The following is a 21,676-nucleotide window of genomic DNA, read 5'->3' as shown; positions in this document are numbered from 1 at the left end:
TCTGAAATTTAATAAAAACATAACAACATGCATTGTCGGGCAAGAAAATGAATACCACTCTGAGAAGATCCACCCTCGCTTTACTCGCCTCCTCACTATTACTGACGATTGGGCGGGGTGCCACGCTCCCGTTTATGACCATCTATCTCAACCGACAGTACGGCCTGAGCGTCGATCTGATTGGTTACGCCATGACGGTCGCCCTGACTATTGGCGTTATCTTCAGTCTGGGCTTCGGTATTCTGGCCGATAAGTTCGATAAAAAACGCTATATGCTGCTGGCGATTACCGGTTTTGCGTCTGGCTTTATCGCGATCCCTCTGGTGCATAATGTTATCGTAGTGGTGTTGCTTTTTGCCCTGATCAACTGCGCCTACTCCGTCTTTGCCACCGTGCTGAAAGCTTGGTTTGCCGATAACCTCTCTGCCACCAACAAGACCAAAATTTTCTCACTTAACTATACAGTACTCAACATTGGCTGGACCGTGGGTCCGCCGCTCGGCACGCTGCTGGTGATGCAAAGTATCAACCTGCCGTTCTGGCTGGCAGCGCTTTGCTCAGCCTTCCCGTTGGTATTTATCCAGACGTGGGTGAAACATTCAGAAGTGCCATCCGAGGGACTGAACGCATCCATCTGGTCCCCCTCGGTACTGCTGCGCGATAAAGCGTTATGCTGGTTTACCCTGTCAGCGTTTTTGGCCTCGTTTGTGGGCGGCGCATTTGCGTCCTGTATTTCTCAGTACGTGATGGTGGTTGCTGACGGTGATTTCGCAGAAAAAGTGGTGGCCGTGGTCCTGCCCGTCAACGCGGCAATGGTGGTTACATTGCAATATGTCGTCGGGCGCCGTCTTTCCAGCGCCAACATCCGCCCGTTAATGGCCGGCGGAACATTATTCTTTGTGCTGGGATTAGTGGGTTTTATTTTTTCCGGCAACAGTCTGCTAATGTGGGGCATTTCTGCAGCGTTTTTTACCATCGGCGAAATCATTTACGCACCGGGCGAATATATGCTTATCGACAACATTGCCCCCGCGGGGATGAAAGCGAGCTATTTCTCCGCCCAGTCACTGGGCTGGCTTGGCGCGGCATTTAACCCGTTAGTCAGCGGCGTTATTCTGACGACCCTGCCGTCATGGTCGCTGTTTGTGGTGCTGATGATTGCCATCATTCTGGCCTGGGCGCTGATGCTAAAAGGCATGCGAGCTAAACCCTGGGGCCAGCCTGTAGTCTGTTAATTTCTCTGGCGACAGAGCATGTGCTGCCCTGTCGCTTTTTCAGAAAACCCCGATATATTTTCCCTGCTCCGCATATTTTGACATCCTTATTTATTTTTCTCTGCCAATAACGCGATAACTTTACTATTCAGACGAAATAATTCACCTGGTTCAATCTTTGTTTAAGATTAAATTGCTAGTATAGTCCTTAACGAGGTGAAATTAAGGTAAGAGAGGAAACTCACAAATAAAGGAGCATAGACAATGCTGGGTAATATGAATGTTTTTATGGCCGTTCTGGGAATTATTTTATTTTCTGGTTTTCTGGCCGCCTACTTTAGCCACAGATGGGATGATTGATGAACGACGATAGTCCTGCACCGAACCGGCCCCTTGTAGCATCACTGCTCAAGGGGCCATTTTTTTGTCCTGAATGCCGACTACCTGAACGACAGGTAAAAAAAACCGCCGGATAAACCAGCGGTAAATGCTTGCATGGATAGATTTGTGTTTTGCTTTATACGCTATCAGGCAATTCCCTGCGCAGATAACGAATAGTCACCCAACGTATCATCAACAACCCCAATGAACGTTAAACGAAACCAAATCATCTCAACAAAATTCACGCTCAGGCTTGCGTCGTTACCCGCTCTTTGGCACCCACCCGTGTGATCTGCTCATGTTCATCCATAAACATGCAGCGATTCCTGCCAGTCTGCTTCCCTTCATACATGGCTCGGTCAGCACGCCCGAGAGCCGTGTCCAGCGTTTCGCCCTGACGAACTCGTGTGATCCCGGCCGTTACCGTAATATCAATCTCCCCCTGCGGGTAAGGGATCTTTTTTTGTTCAATGAGATGACACAGGCGCAAGCCCGCGAGAGATGCCTGCTCATCCGTTTTTGTTCTGATCAGAATGATGAACTCTTCGCCACCGTAGCGATACGCGATCTCATCATAACGAGTCCATGACAATAAATTTGATGCCAGATTGCGCAGTACGACGTCACCAACCAGATGGCCGTAGGTATCATTGACGTATTTAAAACGGTCGATATCCAGCAATAATAAATATAAATTAAGCGGTTGCGCGTCAAGTAACTGCTGATCAAAAGACTCATCCAGCATTCTTCGTCCAGGTAAACCGGTTAATACATCGATATTACTGCGGATAGTCAGTAAATGTATTTTATAATCCATCACCGCCGACGTAAAAGCCAGAAGCGCATCCTGAAAACTGTCGAAATGCCATGACTGACTGCGTTCTTCTACTATTACCGATAGCAAGTCCTTACCTAATAAATGCATTTTTTCATGGGCCGCATTTATCTTACTCAAATAACTGTAATCTGCGTCATCTTTGACCAGACGCGGGGTAAGCCACTGTCCGAATTGACAGGCACAGTGCGAATTCTTACCTGAAATATCCGCCTGAGTGACATCAGATGACACCACGCAGTGAAACATTTTGACTAGCCATTTATAGTGCGCATCAATCGAGTGATTCAACTCCATCAAGATTGAATCTATTTCTGCCGTTTTTCTCATCATCACGAATCCTTTCCCTGTGTGAGTATTGCTGATAGACAATAGTTTAGCGGCTATAAAGAAAATTTATGTAAATTTATTAATAGTAATTAATATGCCGCAGTCTCGGCCACCGATAATACGGTCAGATTGTAAGCTGACCGTATTATCCCGGCTACTGTTCTAATCCCCGGTTGCGCAGCATTGCATTAATTCCTGGTTCACGCCCACGCCATGCGGGATACAGACCATGCAAATCTGCACTATTACCGCGCGAGAGGATTGCCTCACGAAAATACTGGCCGTTTTCACGGGTTAATCCACCGTTTTCGACAAACCACTGATAGCCATCGTCGGCCAACATTTGCGTCCATAAATAGGCGTAATATCCCGCGGCATAGCCACCACCAAAAATATGAGCAAAATAAGTGCTGCGATAACGCGGCGGCACAGCAGAAATATTCAGCCCTTCCGCAGTCAGCGCACACGGCTCAAACTCCGCTACTGACAATATCCTCTCGCCGTTTTCCAACGCGTGCCAGTGCATATCCAGTAATGCGGCACTGAGCAACTCGGTCATATCGTAGCCCTTGTTAAACATGCTGGCCCGCTGCATCTTATCCTGCAGCGATTCTGGCATTCTTTCCCCGGTTTCAACATGGCGCGCGTAGCGGGCAAAGACCAGTGGATGACTCGCCCAGTGTTCATTAATTTGCGAAGGAAATTCAACGAAATCACGCGGGGTATTGGTTCCTGAGAGTGTGGCATAACGTTGACTGGCAAACAGGCCGTGCAGCGTGTGTCCAAACTCATGGAACAGCGTAATGACATCATCCCACAGCAGCAAGGGGGGCTGACCCTGGGCAGGTTTTTGGTAGTTACAGACGTTGTAAATCACCGGTCTGGTTTCGTTAAGCATCGATTGTTCAACAAAATTCCCCATCCATGCGCCACCGCTTTTTGATTCCCGGGCAAAGAAATCACCGTAGAACAACGCCAGCCCCGTGCCGTCGTGGTCAAAAATTTCCCATACCCGTACATCCGGGTGATATACAGGGATGTCGAAACGCTCGATAAACGTAATGCCATAGAGCTGGTTTGCCGTCCAGAACACACCATCGTTCAGCACCGTATCTAACGCAAAATAGGGTTTCAGCTGTGCCTCATCAAGAGCATATTTTTCACGGCGAACCTGTTCGGCATAATAGGCCCAGTCCCAGGCCTGCACGCTAAAATCGCCCTGCTCTTTATCTATGGCATTTTGGATTTCAGCCAGTTCATCATGGACTCTCCGACGCGCAGCCGGAACGATAGCGCGCATAAAAGTGAGCGCTGCTTCCGACGTTTTTGCCATTTGGTCGGCAATTTTCCACGCTGCATAATGAGCAAAACCAAGTAACTTCGCCTGCTGCATTCGGATTTCCGCCAGCCGCTGAACGATGGCGCGCGTATCGTTGGCATCATTATTTTCAGCCCGCGTCCATGCACGGGTAAACAGCGTCTCACGGGTCTGCCTGTCATGTAACGCGGCAAGCGCAGGCTGTTGTGTCGTGTTCAACAGCGGGATAACCCAATGGTCCTGAAGCCCTTTCTCCCTGGCAATTGCAGCCGCCATGGCTTTCTCTTCCGGGCTTAATCCATCCAGTTGATGGACATTATCCACCACCAGGGCACCTGATTTACTCGCCGCCAGCAGGCGCTGATTGAACTGGCTTGTCAGCGTGGCTGATTCGGTGTTCAGCAATTTGAGACGCGCTTTGTCTTCTTCATTCAATTGGGCACCAGCCAGTACAAAACGCTGATAGACGACCTCCAACAACCGTAAGGACTCTGCATCCAGTCCTAACACGGCACGCTGTCGCCAGACGGCCTCTACGCGCGCAAAAAGTGCCGCGTTAAGATAAATATCATTCGCCAGCGCCGCCAGCTCAGCGGAAAACGCTTCATCAAGACGCTGTAATTCATCGTTGGTATGCGCTGCCGTCATGGCAAAGAACACGCTGGTGACGCGTGTTAACAGTGCCCCGCTCTGCTCAAGTGCCAGCAGCGTATTAGCAAAATTTGCGGGCTGTGAATTTTGCACAATGGCGTCGATTTCGGCACGCTTTTGCCGAACACCTTCGTCAAACGCGGGACGGTAATGATGCACGTCTATGTGATCAAATGGCGGAGCCTGATAAGGCAAAGTGCTTTGACGTAAAAAAGGATTCGTTAACGACATCTTTCACTCCTGAAAACGATTTATTGACGTGGTATGGTAATAGCACATAAAAAGCGTTGAGGAACAGTGAGATGATCGTTTTAGTAACCGGAGCAACCGCAGGTTTTGGTGAGTGCATTACGCGTCGTTTTATTGAGAATGGGCATAAAGTTATTGCCACCGGACGCCGCCATGAGCGTCTGCAAGAGCTGAAAGACGAGCTGGGCGATAACCTGTATACCGCACAACTTGACGTACGTAACCGTGCCGCAATTGAAGAGATGCTGGCCGCCCTACCAGCCGAATGGCGCAACATAGATATTCTGGTCAACAACGCCGGTCTGGCGCTGGGTCTTGAACCGGCCCATAAGGCTAACGTTGACGACTGGGAAACCATGATCGACACCAACAACAAAGGGTTGATTTATATGACCCGTGCCGTCCTGCCGGGTATGGTCGAACGTAATCGTGGTCATATTATCAATATCGGTTCAACCGCCGGTAGCTGGCCCTATGCCGGAGGTAACGTTTATGGCGCAACAAAAGCGTTTGTTCGCCAGTTTAGCCTGAACTTACGTACCGACCTGCATGGCACTGCCGTGCGCGTGACCGATATTGAACCGGGCCTGGTTGGCGGTACGGAGTTCTCTAACGTGCGTTTCAAAGGCGACGATGATAAAGCCGTCAAAGCCTACGAAAACACCACCGCGCTGACGCCGGAAGATGTCACTGAAGCCGTGTGGTGGGTGGCGTCATTACCTGCGCATGTCAACATTAACACCCTTGAAATGATGCCTGTTGCACAGTCTTTTGCAGGCTTGAGCGTCCACCGGGGTTAATTTTTATACCCGGCCTTGTGCCGGGTATAGATACCACCGAATAAGTGATAAAGTATTCGGGTTAACTCTCTAAAAAGTAAGAATGAATGACCGTAGAAACGCAACTCAACCCTACACAGCCGGTAAATCAGCAGATTTATCGTATTCTTCGTCGCGACATCGTGCAGTGTCTGATTGCGCCCGGTACGCCGCTTTCGGAGAAAGAGGTTTCCGTCCGCTTTAATGTATCACGCCAGCCAGTACGCGAAGCATTCATCAAACTGGCTGAGAACGGCCTGATTCAGATCCGTCCTCAGCGTGGCAGTTACGTGAACAAGATTTCGCTGTCGCAGGTGCAAAATGGGTGTTTTGTTCGCCAGGCAATTGAATGCGCGGTTGCCCGTCGCGCCGCGTCGATGATCACTGACAACCAGTGTTATCAGCTCGAGCAGAATCTGCATCAGCAGCGCATCGCTATTGATCGTAAACAGCTTAACGATTTTTTCCTGCTGGACGATGAGTTTCATCAGAAGCTGGCGTTAATAGCGGATTGTCAGCTCGCCTGGGACACAGTGGAAAACATCAAGGCAACCATCGATCGCGTTCGCTATATGAGCCTCGATCACGTCTCCCCGCCGGAAATGCTCCTGCGTCAGCATCACGACATTTTTGCCGCGCTGGAAAAGCATGACAGCGATGCCGTTGAGCGCGCGATGATGTTGCACCTGCAGGAAATCGGTGAATCTGTTCAGCTGATTCGTCAGGAAAATAGCGACTGGTTTAGCGAAGATTAATCACTCCCTCACCTCGTTCCGGGGTGAGTTTATGCATCCCTTTATCTCCCCCTCTGAACCGCCAAAAAAAAGCTGTGATTTTGATCGAAAACAAAAAAATTCTTTAACGAGAAGCGTATTTATATTGCGCCCGTTACGTGGGTCTAAAAGCCCACGGGCTTTGACGGTAAGTTGGAGAGGAGAAACCACCATGAAAACATACGATCGTAACCGTAACGCAATCACCACCGGCAGCCGCGTCATGATCAGTGACACTGGCATTACTGGCCGCATCAAGGCTATTGATTCCGATGGCCTGACCGCAGAGCAAATTCGCCGCGGGAAAACAGTGGAAATCGAGGGTTGTGAAGGTAAATACGCCCCTCTGGAATTGATTCGTCTGGGTATGAACTGATTGGTGTGAGTGCCAGCAAATAACGCGCCATCTGGCTGGAGTATAAGCCGGATGGCGACATCAACGTTTTACGTCGTTACTTCAATTTCGCGGCATACTTCGCCACCGTCACCTTCGCCCCTTCCGCCAGTAACGCCAGATACGCTTCGGTAACGCGGGTTCTGAACAACTCAACCTGCGGCAGCTCACGACCAAAGATAGCATCGATTGCCAGCAGCGCCTGAACACGTTCTTCGCCCTCTTTACTGCTCTGCACCGCATTCTGGATAACCGGCAGTAACGGATCGCTAATCTCAATCGCGTCGCCCTTTTCATCCACGCCACCTACGTAGCGCATCCAACCCGCCACACCCAGCGCCAGCAGGTCGAAACGGCTGCCGTGCACAAGATGCCAGCGTACGGAATCGAGCATACGCTGCGGAAGTTTTTGGCTGCCGTCCATTGCTATCTGCCAGGTACGGTGACGCAGTGCCGGGTTGCTGTAACGTTCAATCAAACGATCGGCATACTGCTGTAAATCAACGCCTTTCACTTTCAGCGTCGGGGCCTGCTCCTGCAACATCAGCGCACGGGCGGCAACACGATAATTGTCGTCCCCCATACAGTCGTTAATGTGTTGGTATCCCGCCAGATAGCCGAGATAGGCGAGGAAAGAGTGGCTGCCGTTAAGCATACGCAGCTTCATCTCTTCGAACGGGATAACATCGGCCACCAGCTCAGCTCCTGCTTTTTCCCATTGTGGACGACCGGCAACAAAGTTGTCTTCAATTACCCACTGACGGAACGGTTCACACGCCACGCCCGCCGGATCGCGCACGCCGGTAAGCTGTTCAATTTTATCCAGCGTATCGGGCGTTACGGCAGGAACAATACGGTCAACCATGGTCGACGGGAACGTCACATGCTGTTCGATCCAGTCTGCCAGCCCGGCGTCCACCGCACGCGCGTACGCAGTAACCACGTTACGCATGACATGACCGTTTTCAGGCATGTTATCGCAGGACATCACGGTAAATGCGGCCAGACCGGCAGCTTTGCGGCGAGCAAGCGCTTCAACAATGACGCCCGGCGCAGATTTGGGCTGATGCGGATTTTGCAGATCGGCGGCGATCAGCGGGTTTTCCAGCATCAGTTGTCCAGTTGCCGGGGAGTGGCAGTATCCTTTCTCGGTAATAGTGAGAGAAACGATAGCCACCTGCGGTTCGCACAGGGCGGCAAAAACAGCCTCAAGACCATCAACCTGCGCATGCAGCGCGTTTTTGACAACGCCAACCACTCTCGCCGTCCAGGCATCGGCCGACATTTCCGCGACGGTATACAGATTATCCTGCTGTTTCAGGTCGGCAATCTGCTGCTCGCCGCCGATCAGGTTAACTTCGCAATATCCCCAGTCACTGTTGTGCTCGGCCGCCAGGATATCCGCGTAAACGCCCTGATGCGCACGGTGAAACGCACCAAACCCCAGATGAACAATACGTGGGACCAGTTTGCTACGATCGTAGTCAGGAAGTGCAGCCTTAGCTGCCAAGAGTTTGTTTTGCATGGTATGACCTACTTATCAATGAAATCAGGACTGTCTCAGAGTAACGCCTGTATGGTTGTATGTTTTGATTTGCATTAAACTTTTTACTATTGGTATGACATCATTTGAAGTTATGTGACAGCATGGCCGAATTCCCGACCATGCTGATTAGCGCATCAACTGACCTGAGTCGCACCGGCACGGATCTTCTCGGTTTTACTCACCTCAGCCGCATCTTCCAGAACACTCAGGTCACGATCTTTAACTTCAGGCATCAGGAGTGCTGAAACTAAACCGATCAGTGAGTAGATAATGACCATCACTAAAATAGGCCACCAGGACTGGGTCATGTTACAGAAAATACCGGCTAACACGGGACCAAAACCAACGGCCACTAATCCGCCAGCCTCTTTTGAAATGGCCATACGCGTAAATCGATTACGAGCACCGAACATTTCAGCCATGGTGATATTTTCGAGGGCAAATAACCCCAATACGGCAAAGTTATGGATAACAATCAGCGCGGTCATGATGACGCCAGGACTATACGAATTATCAACCACAATAGACAGCATTGGATAAGCCAGAATGATGGCTGATATATTCAGGATGATATAAGGCAAACGACGACCATATTTATCAGACAACCACCCCAGAAGCGGTATAGTAATAAATCCAATAACAGAACTTATCATCAACGCATCGGTGGGTATTGATTTATTAAATAACAACGTCTGTACCAGATAACCGGCAAGAAAGGTCTGAATTAAACCTGAGTTACCCGCCTGACCAAAGCGTAATCCGGTTGCCAACCAGAAAGATTTACTGCTGAACATCGCACCCAGCGAATTCTCTGAAGGGTCATTCAATGCAGGTGCATTTTCCCCATCATTTACTTTCTCAAATACCGGGCTTTCTTTGAGATTCATACGTAACCAGATGGCGAAAATCATCACCACCACACTAGCCAGGAACGGAATACGCCAGCCCCAGGCTAACAACTCTTCGCGATCAAGCGCGAAGAACATCACCGCCCAGATGGCTGTGGCGCTGAGCGTCCCGCAGTTTGTTCCCATCGCAACCAGGGAGGAAATAATGCCGCGTTTTCCTTTTGGCGCATACTCTGCAAGCATGGTTCCCGCGCCAGAAATTTCAGCACCGGCACCCAATCCCTGCACAATACGCAGCGTCACCAGCAACACTGGCGCAAAGATACCAATCTGCGCATAGGTCGGCAGCACGCCAATTAGCGTGGTACAAATCCCCATCATGGTGATTGTAATGAACAGCACCTTTTTACGCCCGATGCTGTCCCCCATCTTTCCAAATATAAATGCCCCAACGATACGAGCAATATAACCAGCTCCGTACGTGCCCATCGCTAAAATGAGCGCCATGGCGGCTGATTGTTCCGGGAAAAATATCTCATGGAATACCAGTGCGGCACCCAAAGAATATAACTGAAAATCCATAAATTCGAGCGCCGTGCCTAACCATCCTGAAACGGCGGCTCTCACCAGATCTTTCGTTGATCTTTCGTGTTTTTCTTGATTCATATTGGCTATCTCTAAGAGGTAAGATGCGTACCACTTACTCGCAGTAATTAATATTATTCAGCGAATGTGAGTAAAACTTTGCAGCAGTGCTGCTGGTCTTTCTCAAACAATTCGATTGCGTCTGTAACGTGGTGATAGTCAAAAGTGTGGGTAATCAATTTATTCGGGTCGATAAGCCCTTTAACCAACCAATCAATAACCACCGGGAATTTATTCGCGTTTAACCGTGATGAATAAATGGAAAGTTCTTTCCCGGTAATGCCCTGCTGTACAATCTGGCAAGGTTCGCTGGAGAATCCCATCAACACAATCCGTGCCGCCGGCGACGCCAGCGTAATAGCCTCCTGTAAAATAGATGGATGACAAGCTGCATCCACGATGATTGTGGGTTTTAACCCTTTTTCAGCCAGAAAATCCTGTAGCGATTGCTGACCATTATTTATGGTCCAGTCAGCACCACACTGTTTAGCCATTGCCAGACGTTCTTCAATCCTGTCGGCAATCACCACCGTTTTTACGTTATAAACACGTTTAAGTGCCTGAACGGTCGTCAGCCCCATCGGCCCCGCACCGTAAATCAGCGCAATGTCGTTTTCTGTGGGTTTAACTTGTCCGGTCACGTTTGCCGCAATAGTAAAAGGCTCAACCATAACGGCATGCTCATCTTTCACTGAGTCCGGGATCGGCCAGGCATTTTTTGCCGGTACAACAGCAAATTCACTGAAACCGCCATCACGATGGACGCCCAGCACCACCAACGACGTGCAGACGTTCGGTTTACCTATTGAGCAGGGGTAACAGTGTCCACAGCTGATCACGGGATCAACAGATACTCGCTCGCCTAAACGCGAACGATCAACACCCTCGCCTACCGCATCAATAATGCCAAAAAACTCGTGGCCGATGACGCGTGGATATTTTGCGAAGGGATTATGCCCACGATAGATATGACTATCGGAGCCACAAATTCCTGCCAGCTTAATCTTGACCCTGACTTCGCCCGACGCTGGAGTAGGAATTGCTCTTTCTTCAATCACCAGCGTATTCGCTTTTTCAATCACAATACTTTTCATAGCAAACCACTCCTTACCAGTTCCACAAAGTGCCATCTTCCAGGCGCGCGACGGGCAAATAGGCCGGATCGTACGGATATTTCGCCGCGAGTTTTTCGTCGAATTCAATACCCAGACCCGGTTTGTCACCAGGGTGCATATAGCCGTTATCGAACGTCCAGTTATGCGGGAAGACCTCCAGCATCTGCTCGGAATAACCCATATATTCTTGTACGCCGAAATTTGGCACCCACAGGTCAAAGTGCAGCGCAGCAGCCATGCAGACAGGTGACAAATCAGAAGGTCCGTGAGAGCCGGTGCGCACCTGGTACAGCGACGCAAAATCCGCAATGCGACGCATGCCGGTGATGCCGCCCGCATGGGTAATAGTGGTGCGGATGTAGTCGATCAGCTGTTCTTCGATCAGCTGTTTGCAATCCCAGATACTGTTGAAGACTTCCCCTACCGCAATCGGCGTCACCGTGTGCTGGCGAATCAGTCGGAAACATTCCTGGTTTTCAGCTGGCGTCGGATCTTCCATCCAGAACAAACGATACTGCTCAATGCTTTTGCCAAACCGCGCGGCTTCAATCGGCGTCAGGCGATGATGCATGTCGTGCAGCAGGTGTTCGTTGAAGCCGAATTTGTTACGCACGGCGTCAAATAACTGAGGGGTAAAATCAAGGTACTTTTCCGTCGACCACAACTGCTCTTCCGGCCACTGCCCTTTGGTCGCTGGCTCATAGGCCAGGCCTTTGCCTTTTGACATACCGTAGGTGGTTTTCATACCCGGCACGCCGCACTGGACGCGAATCGCTTTAAAGCCCATCTCCTGATGGCGCGCGTAATCTTCCAGCACATCGTCAATGGTACGGCCGGTGGTGTGGCAGTAAACCATCACGCCTTCGCGGGACGCGCCACCCAGCAGCTGATAAAGCGGCATATTCGCGGCTTTCGCTTTGATATCCCACAGCGCCATATCAACGGCAGATATCGCCGACATCGTGACCGGACCACGACGCCAGTACGCGCCTTTGTAGAAGAACTGCCAGATGTCTTCAATGCGGTGCGCGTCGCGGCCAATAAGTTGCGGACAGACATGGTCCTTCAGATAGGACGCAACGGATAACTCACGTCCGTTCAGCGTGGCATCACCTAACCCCGTGATCCCGTCCTCAGTGGTAATTTTTAGCGTGACGAAATTACGCCCTGGACAGGTGACAAAAACTTCAGCCCCTACAATCTTCATTCTCTATTCCTTACATCGCTGTGTCTGATGCAGGAAATTTACTCAACTGAGCTACTACCATACAAGTATAATGATCGTAAAATCGCTAGCTGATCACAAAAAAAGGCGCTATGCGCGCCCCCATCCAGCCACGATGATCAACATCCCGCACAGCGCGATCAACGCGCCAGACCAGTCGTACAGGCTCAGTTTTACACCATCAACAATGCGCAGCCACATCAGTGCGGTTACCACATACACGCCACCATACGCCGCGTATACGCGCCCGCTCGCGGTCGGGTGCAGCGTCAACAACCAGACAAACAAGGCCAGTGACACCCCTGCCGGAAGAAGCAACCAGGCCGTTGCGCCTCGCTTTAACCAGAGCCAGGGTAAAAAGCAGCCGATAATTTCGCACAGCGCGGTGATAAAAAAAAGTAATGTCGTTTTAAGCATGGACAGTATTCAGTGACGTTTGGTTTAAACATGATACGACAGAATGCGGGCAGTTTATCCATATCCGCCAGGCGGGTATGACCCGGAACAGGAATGGTGTAGAATTTAACCCTGTTTTATCGTTTTTTGCCTTTCTCATTAAAGGAATTCACCATGAACAACACACTGAGCAAGCGCCTGTGCCTGACGGCCATGTTGACGCTGGCGGCAGTTGTATACACCTCCTCCGCCTTTGCTGAAACCAGCAAACTGGTCATTGAGTCCGGCGACAGTGCCCAAAGTCGTCAACAGGCGGCGATGGAAAAGGAACAGTGGAACGACACGCGTCAGTTACGCCAGAAAGTAAATACGCGCACTGAGAAAGAGTGGGATAAAGCCGACGTGGCCTTTGACAGCCGCGATAAATGCGAGCAAAGCGCCAACATTAATGCCTACTGGGAACCGAACACCCTGCGCTGCCTTGACCGCCGCACCGGCCGTACCGTCGCGCCATAATTTTTATGCCCAATAAAGGAAATGGAAAGGATACGTTATGACAAGCGCCCTCAGTGTTAAGCTGCGCCCGCTGGAGCGTGAAGATTTACGATTTGTCCATCAGCTTGATAACAATGCCAGCGTGATGCGTTACTGGTTCGAAGAACCGTACGAAGCGTTCGTTGAGCTGTCGGACCTGTATGACAAGCATATTCATGACCAAAGCGAACGCCGCTTTGTGGTGGAGTGCAACGGTGAAAAAGCCGGTCTGGTGGAACTGGTGGAAATTAACCATGTACACCGCCGTGCCGAATTCCAGATCATTATTTCGCCAGATTTCCAGGGCAAAGGTCTCGCCACACGCGCGGCAAAACTGGCGATGGATTACGGTTTCACCGTACTCAATTTATATAAGCTGTATCTGATCGTTGATAAAGAGAATGAAAAAGCCATTCACATCTACCGCAAACTTGGTTTTATGGTGGAAGGCGAGTTGATTCACGAGTTCTTTATTAACGGACAGTACCGTAACACCATCCGCATGTGTATCTTCCAGCATCAGTATCTGGCGGAACATAAAACACCCGGTTCCAACCTGTTGCAGGCTACTGCACAGTAACGCGGTTAGTAGTAATCAATGGTGTTTTTAATCGTGTAATGGTGTTCAACTGCCGGCTTCACGCTATCATCAACGATGACAAGCTGGCAGTTGAGCGGATTCGCATGATCATCGTATTCACACGTTTGCGTGACGTTTCCCAACGAACGATCGTTCAATAGACTCTCTGCCGTATAATCCAGTTTTTTCAGCGGGTCGGCTGACGGTTTCGCATTAACACGTAACGTGTTGTCTTTACTGATGGTGGTTTTTCCCAGCGGATAGCCCTCCGCGTCGTACCGGTACTGCACCTGCATTTCTTTCCCTGTTCCTGAAACAACGAAGCCGTTATCATCTGTGTCCCACACCACCCCGGCAGCAGGTAATTCCGCCAACTGGCATTTCCCCTGTAAACGGATCTTTTTTTCCAGCGTCTCGGCGTCCAGGTAATAGTTAGCATCCAGCACTAACGCCATTCCGCTGTTGCTCTCAATATCGTGTAATTCCAGCGTATCAAAACAGCCTTCCTGCGAGAGAGTGCCACGCACACGCTTGGCCACTTCACCTTTCTCATTCAGCAGTGTCTGGCTGAAATCTTTTACCGGACCACGCAGCGGATCAAACTCGAATTCATTGGAAAAACTGGCCATTTCCGGCGTGAAGGAAACCAACGCCTTGCCGTTATCACAGCCGCTCAACACGACGCACAGGAAACCTAACAAGGTCTGTTTCTTCACATTTTTCACCGGCATAAAGAGATTATTCTCAATCATATTAGCAAATACAGTTATTTACACCAGAAATGCTAATCTTAATAAATGTCTGTCATGAAAGGAGTTGGTGATGAAATTCTCTACAGGAATTGTCACAAGTTTGCTTATCCTCGCCTCCCCATAGGTTCTGGCGGCACCTGAATCGTGCGAGAGAGTCAGGAGCGATATTGAGCAGCGTATTATTAATAATGGCGTTGCACAAGACAGCTTCACCTTAAGTATCGTGCCAAACGACCAGGCCGATCGACCGGATTCTCTGGTCGTGGGACATTGTGCCAACGACACGCATAAAATCCTTTACGCGCGTACCAGCAGCGGCAACGCCCCCGCCAATAGTACGCCATCTCAGGACGGTCACCCCGCCGAACCGCAATAAACCTGCCCTCCGTTCGCGGAGGGTTACGCTTAATTTGATATGCATTAATAAGCCCTACCCCAGAATAGGTAAACTCAGCCCATCATTAGCATGCTATTAATTTCGTTGTGACACGTAATATATAGCGATAACTATAATGGAGTGGGTTATGTCTGAAGTTGACCAATATGGAGGTATTAGCCGCAGGACGTTAGTGAAGTCCTCGGCTATCGGTACACTCGCGCTTGCCGCAGGAGGCGTGTCACTGCCTTTCGGGATGCGTACCGCTGCCGCTGCGGTACAGCAATCAATCTCGCCGGTTGAAGAAAAAATCGTCTGGGGCGCATGCTCAGTTAACTGCGGCAGTCGCTGTGCTTTGCAGTTACATGTCAAAGATGACGAAGTTTGTTGGGTAGACACCGACAATACCGGCGATGACATCTATGGTAATCACCAGGTCCGCGCCTGCCTGCGCGGTCGCTCTATCCGCCGACGTATTAATCACCCTGACAGGCTTAATTATCCTATGAAGCGTGTTGGTAAACGTGGTGAAGGTAAATTTGAACGTATTAGCTGGCAGGAAGCCCTGGACACCATCAGCGCCGGTCTAAAAAATACCATACAGAAATACGGCAATGAAGCGGTATACATTAACTACACCTCCGGCATTGTCGGTGGCAACATTACCCGTTCTTCCCCTTATGCCTCGCTAGTGGCGCGCCTGATGAACTGCTATGGCGGCTTCCTCAGCCACTATGGGACGTACAGTACGGCCCAAATTGCAGCCGCAATGCCCTACACCTACGGCTCAAACGACGGCAATAGCACTTCAGACATCGAAAACACGAAACTGGTCGTTATGTTCGGCAATAATCCTGCCGAAACGCGTATGAGCGGTGGCGGTATTACTTACTTCCTGGAGCAAGCCCGGGAACGCTCAAATGCCAGAATGATTGTTATCGACCCTCGTTATACCGATACCGCAGCGGGTCGTGAAGATGAGTGGATCCCGATTCGTCCGGGCACTGACGCCGCACTGGTGGCAGGAATTGCCTGGGTACTGATTACTGAGGAGCTTGTCGATCAACCGTTCCTCGACAAGTACTGTATTGGTTATGATGAGAAAACCCTTCCGGTCGACGCTCCCGCAAACGGACATTATAAAGCCTATATAATGGGTGACGGCGACGATGGCATTGCAAAAACACCAGAATGGGCATCGCACATCACCGGGATCCCAGCCGCGCGCATTATTAAATTGGCCAGAGAGATTGGGAGCGCCAAACCAGCGTACATCTGTCAAGGATGGGGGCCACAGCGCCAGGCAAACGGTGAGCTGACTTCCCGCGCCATTGCCATGTTACCCATCCTGACCGGTAATGTGGGCATCAACGGCGGTAACAGTGGCGCACGCGAATCCACCTATACCATTACGATTGAGCGCATGCCGCTGCCCGACAATCCCATCAAGACGCAAATATCCTGTTTTAGCTGGACCGACGCTATCGCACGTGGAACCGAGATGACTGCCACCCGCGACGGCGTGCGCGGAAAAGAGAAGCTGGATGTACCGATTAAATTTATCTGGAACTATGCGGGCAATACCATTATCAATCAGCATTCGGATATCAATAAAACGCATGAGATCCTGCAGGATGATTCGAAATGCGAAATGATTGTGGTCATTGAGAATTTCATGACCTCCTCGGCCAAATATGCCGATATTCTGCTGCCCGACCTGATGACCGTTGAACAAGAAGACATTATTCCGAACGATTACGCCGGGAATATGGGATACCTGATTTTTATTCAACCCGCGACTTCCGCAAAATTCGAGCGTAAACCCATCTACTGGATAATGAGCGAAATCGCGAAACGTCTTGGAGACGACATCCACCAACGGTTTACCGAAGGACGCACGCAAGAACAATGGCTGCAGTACCTGTATGCCAAAATGCTGGCTAAAGACCCTGCACTGCCTTCGTATGATGAGCTAAAAAAAATGGGGATCTATAAGCGTAAAGATCCTAACGGGCACTATGTCGCCTACAAGAAGTTCCGCGAAGACCCTGATGCCAATCCACTGAAGACACCGTCAGGCAAGATTGAGATCTACTCGAGTCGACTGGCAAAAATTGCCCGTACCTGGGAACTAGAGAAAGATGACGTGATTAGTCCGCTGCCTGTTTACGCATCGACCTTTGAAGGCTGGGACGATCCCAAACGCAGTCACTTCCCACTACAGCTATTTGGTTTCCACTATAAATCTCGAACCCACTCAAGCTACGGCAACATCGACGTTCTCAAAGCATCCTGTCGCCAGGAAGTCTGGATTAACCCACTGGATGCGCAAAAGCGTGGTATTTCCAATGGCGATATGGTGCGTGTTTATAACGATCGTGGCGAAGTGCGTATTCCCGCAAAAGTGACCCCGCGTATTCTCCCCGGCGTTAGCGCAATGGGCCAGGGTGCCTGGCACGATGCTGATATGTCTGGCGACAAAATTGACCATGGTGCCTGTGTTAACACACTCACCACCCAGCGCCCGTCACCGTTAGCCAAAGGTAACCCGCAGCACACTAACCTGGTTGAGATTGAGAAGGTTTAAGGAATAGCTCATGAATGCGCAGTACGGATTTTTTATCGACTCCGCCCGTTGCACCGGTTGCAAAACCTGCGAACTGGCCTGTAAAGACTATAAAGATTTAACCCCGGATGTTAGCTTCCGGCGTATTTACGAATACGCAGGGGGTGACTGGCAGGAAGATAACGGCGTCTGGCAGCAAAACGTCTTCGCCTATTATTTGTCGATCTCATGTAACCACTGCGAAGATCCGGCCTGCACTAAGGTGTGTCCGAGCGGAGCCATGCATAAACGTGAAGATGGCTTTGTCGTTGTTGATGAGGACGTGTGTATTGGCTGCCGCTATTGTCATATGGCCTGCCCTTACGGCGCTCCGCAGTACAACGCGACCAATGGACATATGACCAAATGTGACGGCTGCCATGACCGCGTTGCCGACGGTAAAAAACCCATCTGCGTTGAGTCCTGCCCGTTACGCGCGCTGGACTTTGGCCCCATTGATGAACTGCGCAAAAAGCACGGGACGTTGGCGGCGGTGGCTCCACTACCGGGTGCACACTTTACCAAACCGAACATTGTGATTAAACCCAACGCCAACAGCCGTCCAACCGGGGATACCACCGGTTATCTGGCAAACCCGAGGGAGGTGTAACATGGGCAATGGATGGCATGAATGGCCGCTGGTACTGTTTACGGTACTAGGACAATGCGTCGTTGGCGCGCTGATTGTGAGCGGGCTATGTTGGCTCTCCGCCAAAGATGATGCGACAAGACAGCGTCTCGTTCGCAGCATGTTCTTTCTGTGGGTGGTGATGGGCATCGGGTTTCTCGCCTCGGTAATGCACCTGGGCTCTCCACTGCGGGCACTTAATTCACTAAACCGGGTCGGTGCCTCGGCGCTGAGTAACGAAATAGCCAGCGGATCGTTATTTTTCGCCATCGGTGGCGTCTGGTGGCTGGTGGCTTTTCTCGGTAAAATGCCCGCAGCGCTGGGTAAAATCTGGCTGCTGGTGAGCATGCTCCTCGGCGTTGTATTTGTCTGGGCGATGACCCAGGTTTACCAGATAGAGACCGTGCCGACCTGGTATAATGGTTACACCACCGTGGCCTTTTTCATGACGGTGTTGCTGAGTGGCCCGCTGTTTGCTGCCCTGCTACTGCGTACCGTTCGCGTCTCATTTAACGCCGCGACATACGCCAGCATTAGCGTTCTGGCCCTGTTGGTTTGCATTGGGGTTATTGCTCTACAGGGCGTGTCGCTCGGTGAAATTCACAGTTCGGTGCAACACGCAACGGCGCTGGTACCCGAGTATGGCCGTTTGCAGGTTTGGCGCATCCTGTTGCTCGCCGCCGGTCTGGGTTGCTGGATTTGCCCCCTGATCCGCCGCAAAGAACCTCATATTACAGGTCTGGCGCTCGGCTTAATTCTCCTGCTTGCCGGTGAAATCATTGGCCGCGGATTGTTTTACGGTCTGCATATGACAGTCGGTATGGCTGTTGCAGGTTAACTCACGAGTGCGGGGAAGCCCGCACTTTTCAGGATTGTTTGCATGACCTCTTTTTCTCAACGTGACAACTTCTCCACCGCAGCGCGCGTGCTGGGTGCACTATTTTACTATGCGCCAGACAGCGCAGAAGCGGCCCCGCTCATTAGTGCGCTAAGAGCCAATGGCTGGCAGACGCAATGGCCACTGTCTGACGATACGCTGTGCGAACTGGTTAGCCAGTTTCAGATTGAAGCCGATGAATCACTCTCACAGGCCTGGCAGCGTTTGTTCGTTGGTCCGTACGCACTGCCTTCTCCACCATGGGGTTCCGTCTGGCTGGATCGTGAAAACGTCTTGTTTGGTGAATCCACGCTGGCATTGCGTCAGTGGATGCGCGACAACGGTATCCAGTTCGACATGCAGCAAAACGAACCCGAAGATCACTTCGGCTCTCTGCTGCTATTAACCGCCTGGCTTGCTGAAAATGGCCATCACAACGCGTGCGAACAACTGCTGGCCTGGCATCTGTTACCCTGGTCGGGCCGTTTCCTCGAAGTCTTTATCGAGAAAGCCGATCATCCGTTTTATCAGGCCCTGGGGGAACTGGCCCGACTCACGCTGGCGCATTGGCAGTCGCAGTTGTTGATCCCCGTCGCTGTGAAGCCATTATTTCGTTAATGCATCATTTGCACGCCTATCCCGACCTGCGCGCAATGCTTCGCCGTCTGGTGTTCGCCGCGCTGATTGGTATCCTGGCAGCACTGGCTGTGGCCGGGTTCCGCCACGCCATGCTGCTCCTGGAGTGGCTTTTCCTGAGTAATGACACCGGCAGTCTGGTTAATGCGGCGTCCAGTCTGTCACCACTGCGACGCATGCTGACCCCGGCTCTGGGCGGCCTTGCCGCAGGCTTACTGCTGTGGGGCTGGCAGAAATTTAACCGGCAGCGCCCGCAGGCGCCTACGGATTATATGGAAGCACTGCAAACTGACGGCCAGTTTGACGTTAGCGCCAGCCTGGTGAAGTCGTTGGCGTCATTGCTGGTGGTCGCCAGCGGGAGTGCCATCGGACGAGAAGGCGCCATGATCTTACTGGCGGCGCTGGCAGCATCCTGTTTTGCACAACGCTTTACCCCACGCACGGAATGGAAGTTATGGATTGCCTGCGGTGCTGCCGCCGGCATGGCCGGTGCGTACCATGCGCCACTGGCCGGCAGCCTGTTTATTGCTGAAGTCCTGTTTGGCACGTTAATTTTGGCATCGCTGGGACCGGTTGTCGTCTCCGCCGTTGTCGCCTTGCTCACCACTCATTTACTCAGTGACAGCAACGCGCTGCTTTATACCGTGCATTTGTCGCGAGAGCTGCACGCGCTGGACTATCTGATGATTGTCAGTACCGGCGTGGCGGCAGGGATCTGCGGCCCTCTCTTTATGTGGCTGATGACCACCAGCCACACCGGTTTTTTACGCCTGAAACTTTCACCACCGTGGCAGCTGGCGCTGGGGGGATTGATCGTTGGCGTGCTGTCGATATTCACACCAACCGTTTGGGGAAATGGCTACAGCGTGGTGCAGTCGTTTTTACTCTCCCCGCCGCTGCTTTCGGTTATCTCCGGGATTTTTATCTGCAAATTACTGGCTGTACTGGCCAGCAGTGGTTCTGGCGCGCCGGGCGGTGTGTTCACACCGACCCTGTTTGTCGGCCTGTCGGTTGGTATGCTGTTGGGTCGCCTGTGGGGATTCTGGCTTCCCGATACAGATGAGATTGCGGTGCTGCTGGGATTAACCGGGATGGCGACGTTGTTGGCGGCGACAACGCACGCACCGATTATGTCTACGCTGATGGTCTGTGAAATGACCGGGGAGTATCGTCTACTCCCCGGCTTATTGATTGCTTGCGTCGTGGCTTCCGTGCTGTCGCGAACGTTACGCCATGACTCTATCTACCGACAGCACGCTGCCGAGCATTGACAGTCGGATATACTGAGACAGCTCTCGCTGCTCTGCGCGCGGCAGGTAATTTCTTGCCGAGCACGTCGATGATTTCAGCGTAATGCGCCAATCCGGGGTTAATGCGGTTCGCTACCCAACCAATCAGCGGCAGTCCGTCACTGGCAATCGCCTGCGCCGTAAGGATGGCATGATTAATGCAGCCTTCCTGAATCCCCACTACCATCAGCACGGGTAGCTGTTCCTGAACCACCCACTCCGACAACGGACGCAAATCGTTCATCAGACTGCGCCACCCGCCGGTCCCTTCGACCACCACGTGATCAACCTTTTCGCTCAGGCTGGCGAGTCCATTGGACAACAGGGTGTAGTTGATCGGGCCGCTATGCGCCACACTACTTTCGTCTTCGCTCAGCGCAATAGGATTGACCGCCTCGTAAGGCAATTCCAGGGAAGAAACGCTTTGCAGCACTAGCGCATCTTTGTTCCGCAAGCCTTCCGGCGTCTCTTTGCTGCCTTTAGCCACGGGTTTATAACCCGCAACACATTTACCCCCTGACGCTAACGCTTGTAGTAATGCGCGGGAAACCACTGTCTTCCCAACAGAAGTGTCTGTACCTGTAATAAAGAAACGCTTCAGCATCACTAACTCCACCGTTATGCTTTGAAAATATAAGCCAGGAAAATAATACAGTGGAGA

Annotated in this window: 21 protein-coding genes and 1 pseudogene; 13 read left to right on the top strand and 9 right to left on the bottom strand. The window is 51.3% G+C overall.

Annotation, left to right across the window (positions count from 1 at the left end):
- Window positions 1–47: 47 nt before the first annotated feature.
- Window positions 48–1,235, top strand: a complete 1,188-nt coding sequence (gene ydeE / locus FDX22_RS05255) for an efflux MFS transporter YdeE (protein WP_146716810.1) — start codon at window positions 48–50, stop codon at window positions 1,233–1,235.
- A gap of 243 nt (window positions 1,236–1,478) precedes the next feature.
- Window positions 1,479–1,574 carry a protein MgtS gene (gene mgtS / locus FDX22_RS05250; protein ID WP_096757085.1) on the top strand — a complete coding sequence of 32 codons (96 nt, stop codon included), beginning with the start codon at window positions 1,479–1,481 and terminating at the stop codon, window positions 1,572–1,574.
- A gap of 268 nt (window positions 1,575–1,842) precedes the next feature.
- On the opposite strand, the gene FDX22_RS05245 is transcribed toward mgtS, so the two are convergent.
- Both FDX22_RS05245 and dcp read right to left on the bottom strand, forming a co-directional pair.
- A complete protein-coding gene (locus FDX22_RS05245; protein WP_146717035.1) occupies window positions 1,843–2,763 on the bottom strand; it encodes a diguanylate cyclase in 921 nt (306 codons plus the stop codon).
- 151 nt (window positions 2,764–2,914) lie between these two features.
- A complete protein-coding gene (dcp, locus tag FDX22_RS05240) occupies window positions 2,915–4,960 on the bottom strand; it encodes a peptidyl-dipeptidase Dcp (RefSeq protein ID WP_146716809.1) in 2,046 nt (681 codons plus the stop codon).
- Window positions 4,961–5,031: 71 nt separating this feature from the next.
- Here dcp and ydfG point away from each other — a divergent pair, with 71 nt between their 5' ends.
- From ydfG to ydfZ, 3 genes are all read left to right on the top strand, one after another.
- The gene (ydfG, locus tag FDX22_RS05235; protein WP_096757088.1) at window positions 5,032–5,778 is read left to right on the top strand and encodes a bifunctional NADP-dependent 3-hydroxy acid dehydrogenase/3-hydroxypropionate dehydrogenase YdfG; all 747 of its coding nucleotides are present in this window, start codon (window positions 5,032–5,034) and stop codon (window positions 5,776–5,778) included.
- Between the two features lie 86 nt (window positions 5,779–5,864).
- Complete coding sequence (locus FDX22_RS05230) at window positions 5,865–6,551, top strand: GntR family transcriptional regulator (protein WP_115258527.1); 687 nt, start codon at window positions 5,865–5,867, stop codon at window positions 6,549–6,551.
- Window positions 6,552–6,741: 190 nt separating this feature from the next.
- Window positions 6,742–6,945 (top strand): putative selenium delivery protein YdfZ, encoded by a 204-nt coding sequence (gene ydfZ, locus FDX22_RS05225; protein WP_096757090.1) that lies wholly within the window; start codon window positions 6,742–6,744, stop codon window positions 6,943–6,945.
- Window positions 6,946–7,021: 76 nt separating this feature from the next.
- On the opposite strand, the gene FDX22_RS05220 is transcribed toward ydfZ, so the two are convergent.
- The 5 genes from FDX22_RS05220 to FDX22_RS05200 all read right to left on the bottom strand — a co-directional run bounded on the left by FDX22_RS05220 (window position 7,022) and on the right by FDX22_RS05200 (window position 12,759).
- Window positions 7,022–8,488, bottom strand: coding sequence for a mannitol dehydrogenase family protein (locus FDX22_RS05220; protein WP_146716808.1), 1,467 nt, complete (start codon window positions 8,486–8,488; stop codon window positions 7,022–7,024).
- A 155-nt stretch (window positions 8,489–8,643) separates the two neighbouring features.
- Window positions 8,644–10,023: an MFS transporter gene (locus tag FDX22_RS05215; protein ID WP_146716807.1), complete on the bottom strand. Its 1,380-nt coding sequence runs from the start codon at window positions 10,021–10,023 to the stop codon at window positions 8,644–8,646.
- Window positions 10,024–10,076: 53 nt separating this feature from the next.
- Window positions 10,077–11,096 carry a Zn-dependent oxidoreductase gene (locus FDX22_RS05210; protein ID WP_135912069.1) on the bottom strand — a complete coding sequence of 340 codons (1,020 nt, stop codon included), beginning with the start codon at window positions 11,094–11,096 and terminating at the stop codon, window positions 10,077–10,079.
- 13 nt (window positions 11,097–11,109) lie between these two features.
- Complete coding sequence (rspA, locus tag FDX22_RS05205; protein WP_096757093.1) at window positions 11,110–12,324, bottom strand: starvation-sensing protein RspA; 1,215 nt, start codon at window positions 12,322–12,324, stop codon at window positions 11,110–11,112.
- A 108-nt stretch (window positions 12,325–12,432) separates the two neighbouring features.
- Window positions 12,433–12,759, bottom strand: coding sequence for a YnfA family protein (locus FDX22_RS05200; RefSeq protein ID WP_115258531.1), 327 nt, complete (start codon window positions 12,757–12,759; stop codon window positions 12,433–12,435).
- Between the two features lie 153 nt (window positions 12,760–12,912).
- Here FDX22_RS05200 and FDX22_RS05195 point away from each other — a divergent pair, with 153 nt between their 5' ends.
- Together FDX22_RS05195 and speG are read left to right on the top strand one after the other, a co-directional pair.
- Window positions 12,913–13,254 (top strand): DUF1283 family protein, encoded by a 342-nt coding sequence (locus FDX22_RS05195; RefSeq protein WP_096757095.1) that lies wholly within the window; start codon window positions 12,913–12,915, stop codon window positions 13,252–13,254.
- 37 nt (window positions 13,255–13,291) lie between these two features.
- On the top strand, window positions 13,292–13,852 hold the full coding sequence (speG, locus tag FDX22_RS05190) for a spermidine N1-acetyltransferase (RefSeq protein WP_115258532.1): 561 nt from the start codon (window positions 13,292–13,294) through the stop codon (window positions 13,850–13,852).
- Between the two features lie 5 nt (window positions 13,853–13,857).
- On the opposite strand, the gene FDX22_RS05185 is transcribed toward speG, so the two are convergent.
- Window positions 13,858–14,568, bottom strand: a complete 711-nt coding sequence (locus tag FDX22_RS05185; protein ID WP_146717034.1) for a YnfC family lipoprotein — start codon at window positions 14,566–14,568, stop codon at window positions 13,858–13,860.
- Window positions 14,569–14,731: 163 nt separating this feature from the next.
- On the opposite strand from FDX22_RS05185, the gene FDX22_RS05180 reads away from it, so the two are divergent.
- The 6 genes from FDX22_RS05180 (at window position 14,732) to clcB (ending at window position 20,997) form a co-directional block, all read left to right on the top strand.
- Window positions 14,732–14,980, top strand: a complete 249-nt coding sequence (locus FDX22_RS05180; protein WP_146717033.1) for a DUF1161 domain-containing protein — start codon at window positions 14,732–14,734, stop codon at window positions 14,978–14,980.
- A 148-nt stretch (window positions 14,981–15,128) separates the two neighbouring features.
- A complete protein-coding gene (gene ynfE, locus FDX22_RS05175) occupies window positions 15,129–17,567 on the top strand; it encodes a selenate/tellurate reductase subunit YnfE (RefSeq protein WP_117343091.1) in 2,439 nt (812 codons plus the stop codon).
- Between the two features lie 10 nt (window positions 17,568–17,577).
- Window positions 17,578–18,195, top strand: coding sequence for a DMSO/selenate family reductase complex B subunit (locus FDX22_RS05170; RefSeq protein ID WP_146716806.1), 618 nt, complete (start codon window positions 17,578–17,580; stop codon window positions 18,193–18,195).
- Between the two features lies 1 nt (window position 18,196).
- Entirely contained in the window at window positions 18,197–19,051 is an 855-nt protein-coding gene (locus tag FDX22_RS05165) for a dimethyl sulfoxide reductase anchor subunit family protein (RefSeq protein WP_115258536.1), read from the top strand.
- Between the two features lie 42 nt (window positions 19,052–19,093).
- Entirely contained in the window at window positions 19,094–19,708 is a 615-nt protein-coding gene (gene dmsD, locus FDX22_RS05160) for a Tat proofreading chaperone DmsD (RefSeq protein ID WP_115258537.1), read from the top strand.
- Entirely contained in the window at window positions 19,708–20,997 is a 1,290-nt protein-coding gene (gene clcB, locus FDX22_RS05155) for a voltage-gated ClC-type chloride channel ClcB (RefSeq protein ID WP_146716805.1), read from the top strand. Before dmsD ends, clcB begins: the two co-directional genes overlap by 1 nt.
- On the opposite strand, the pseudogene bioD reads toward clcB, so the two are convergent.
- Window positions 20,953–21,619: pseudogene (bioD, locus tag FDX22_RS05150) on the bottom strand (dethiobiotin synthase). The gene clcB and the pseudogene bioD sit on opposite strands and share 45 nt — an antisense overlap.
- Window positions 21,620–21,676 lie beyond the last annotated feature (57 nt).

The organism is Citrobacter sp. TBCS-14 (genome assembly GCF_005280805.1).
Lineage (GTDB): Bacteria > Pseudomonadota > Gammaproteobacteria > Enterobacterales > Enterobacteriaceae > Citrobacter > Citrobacter gillenii.
Note: the sequence above shows the minus strand (reverse complement) of the source record. Positions and strands in the feature narration are given on the sequence as shown.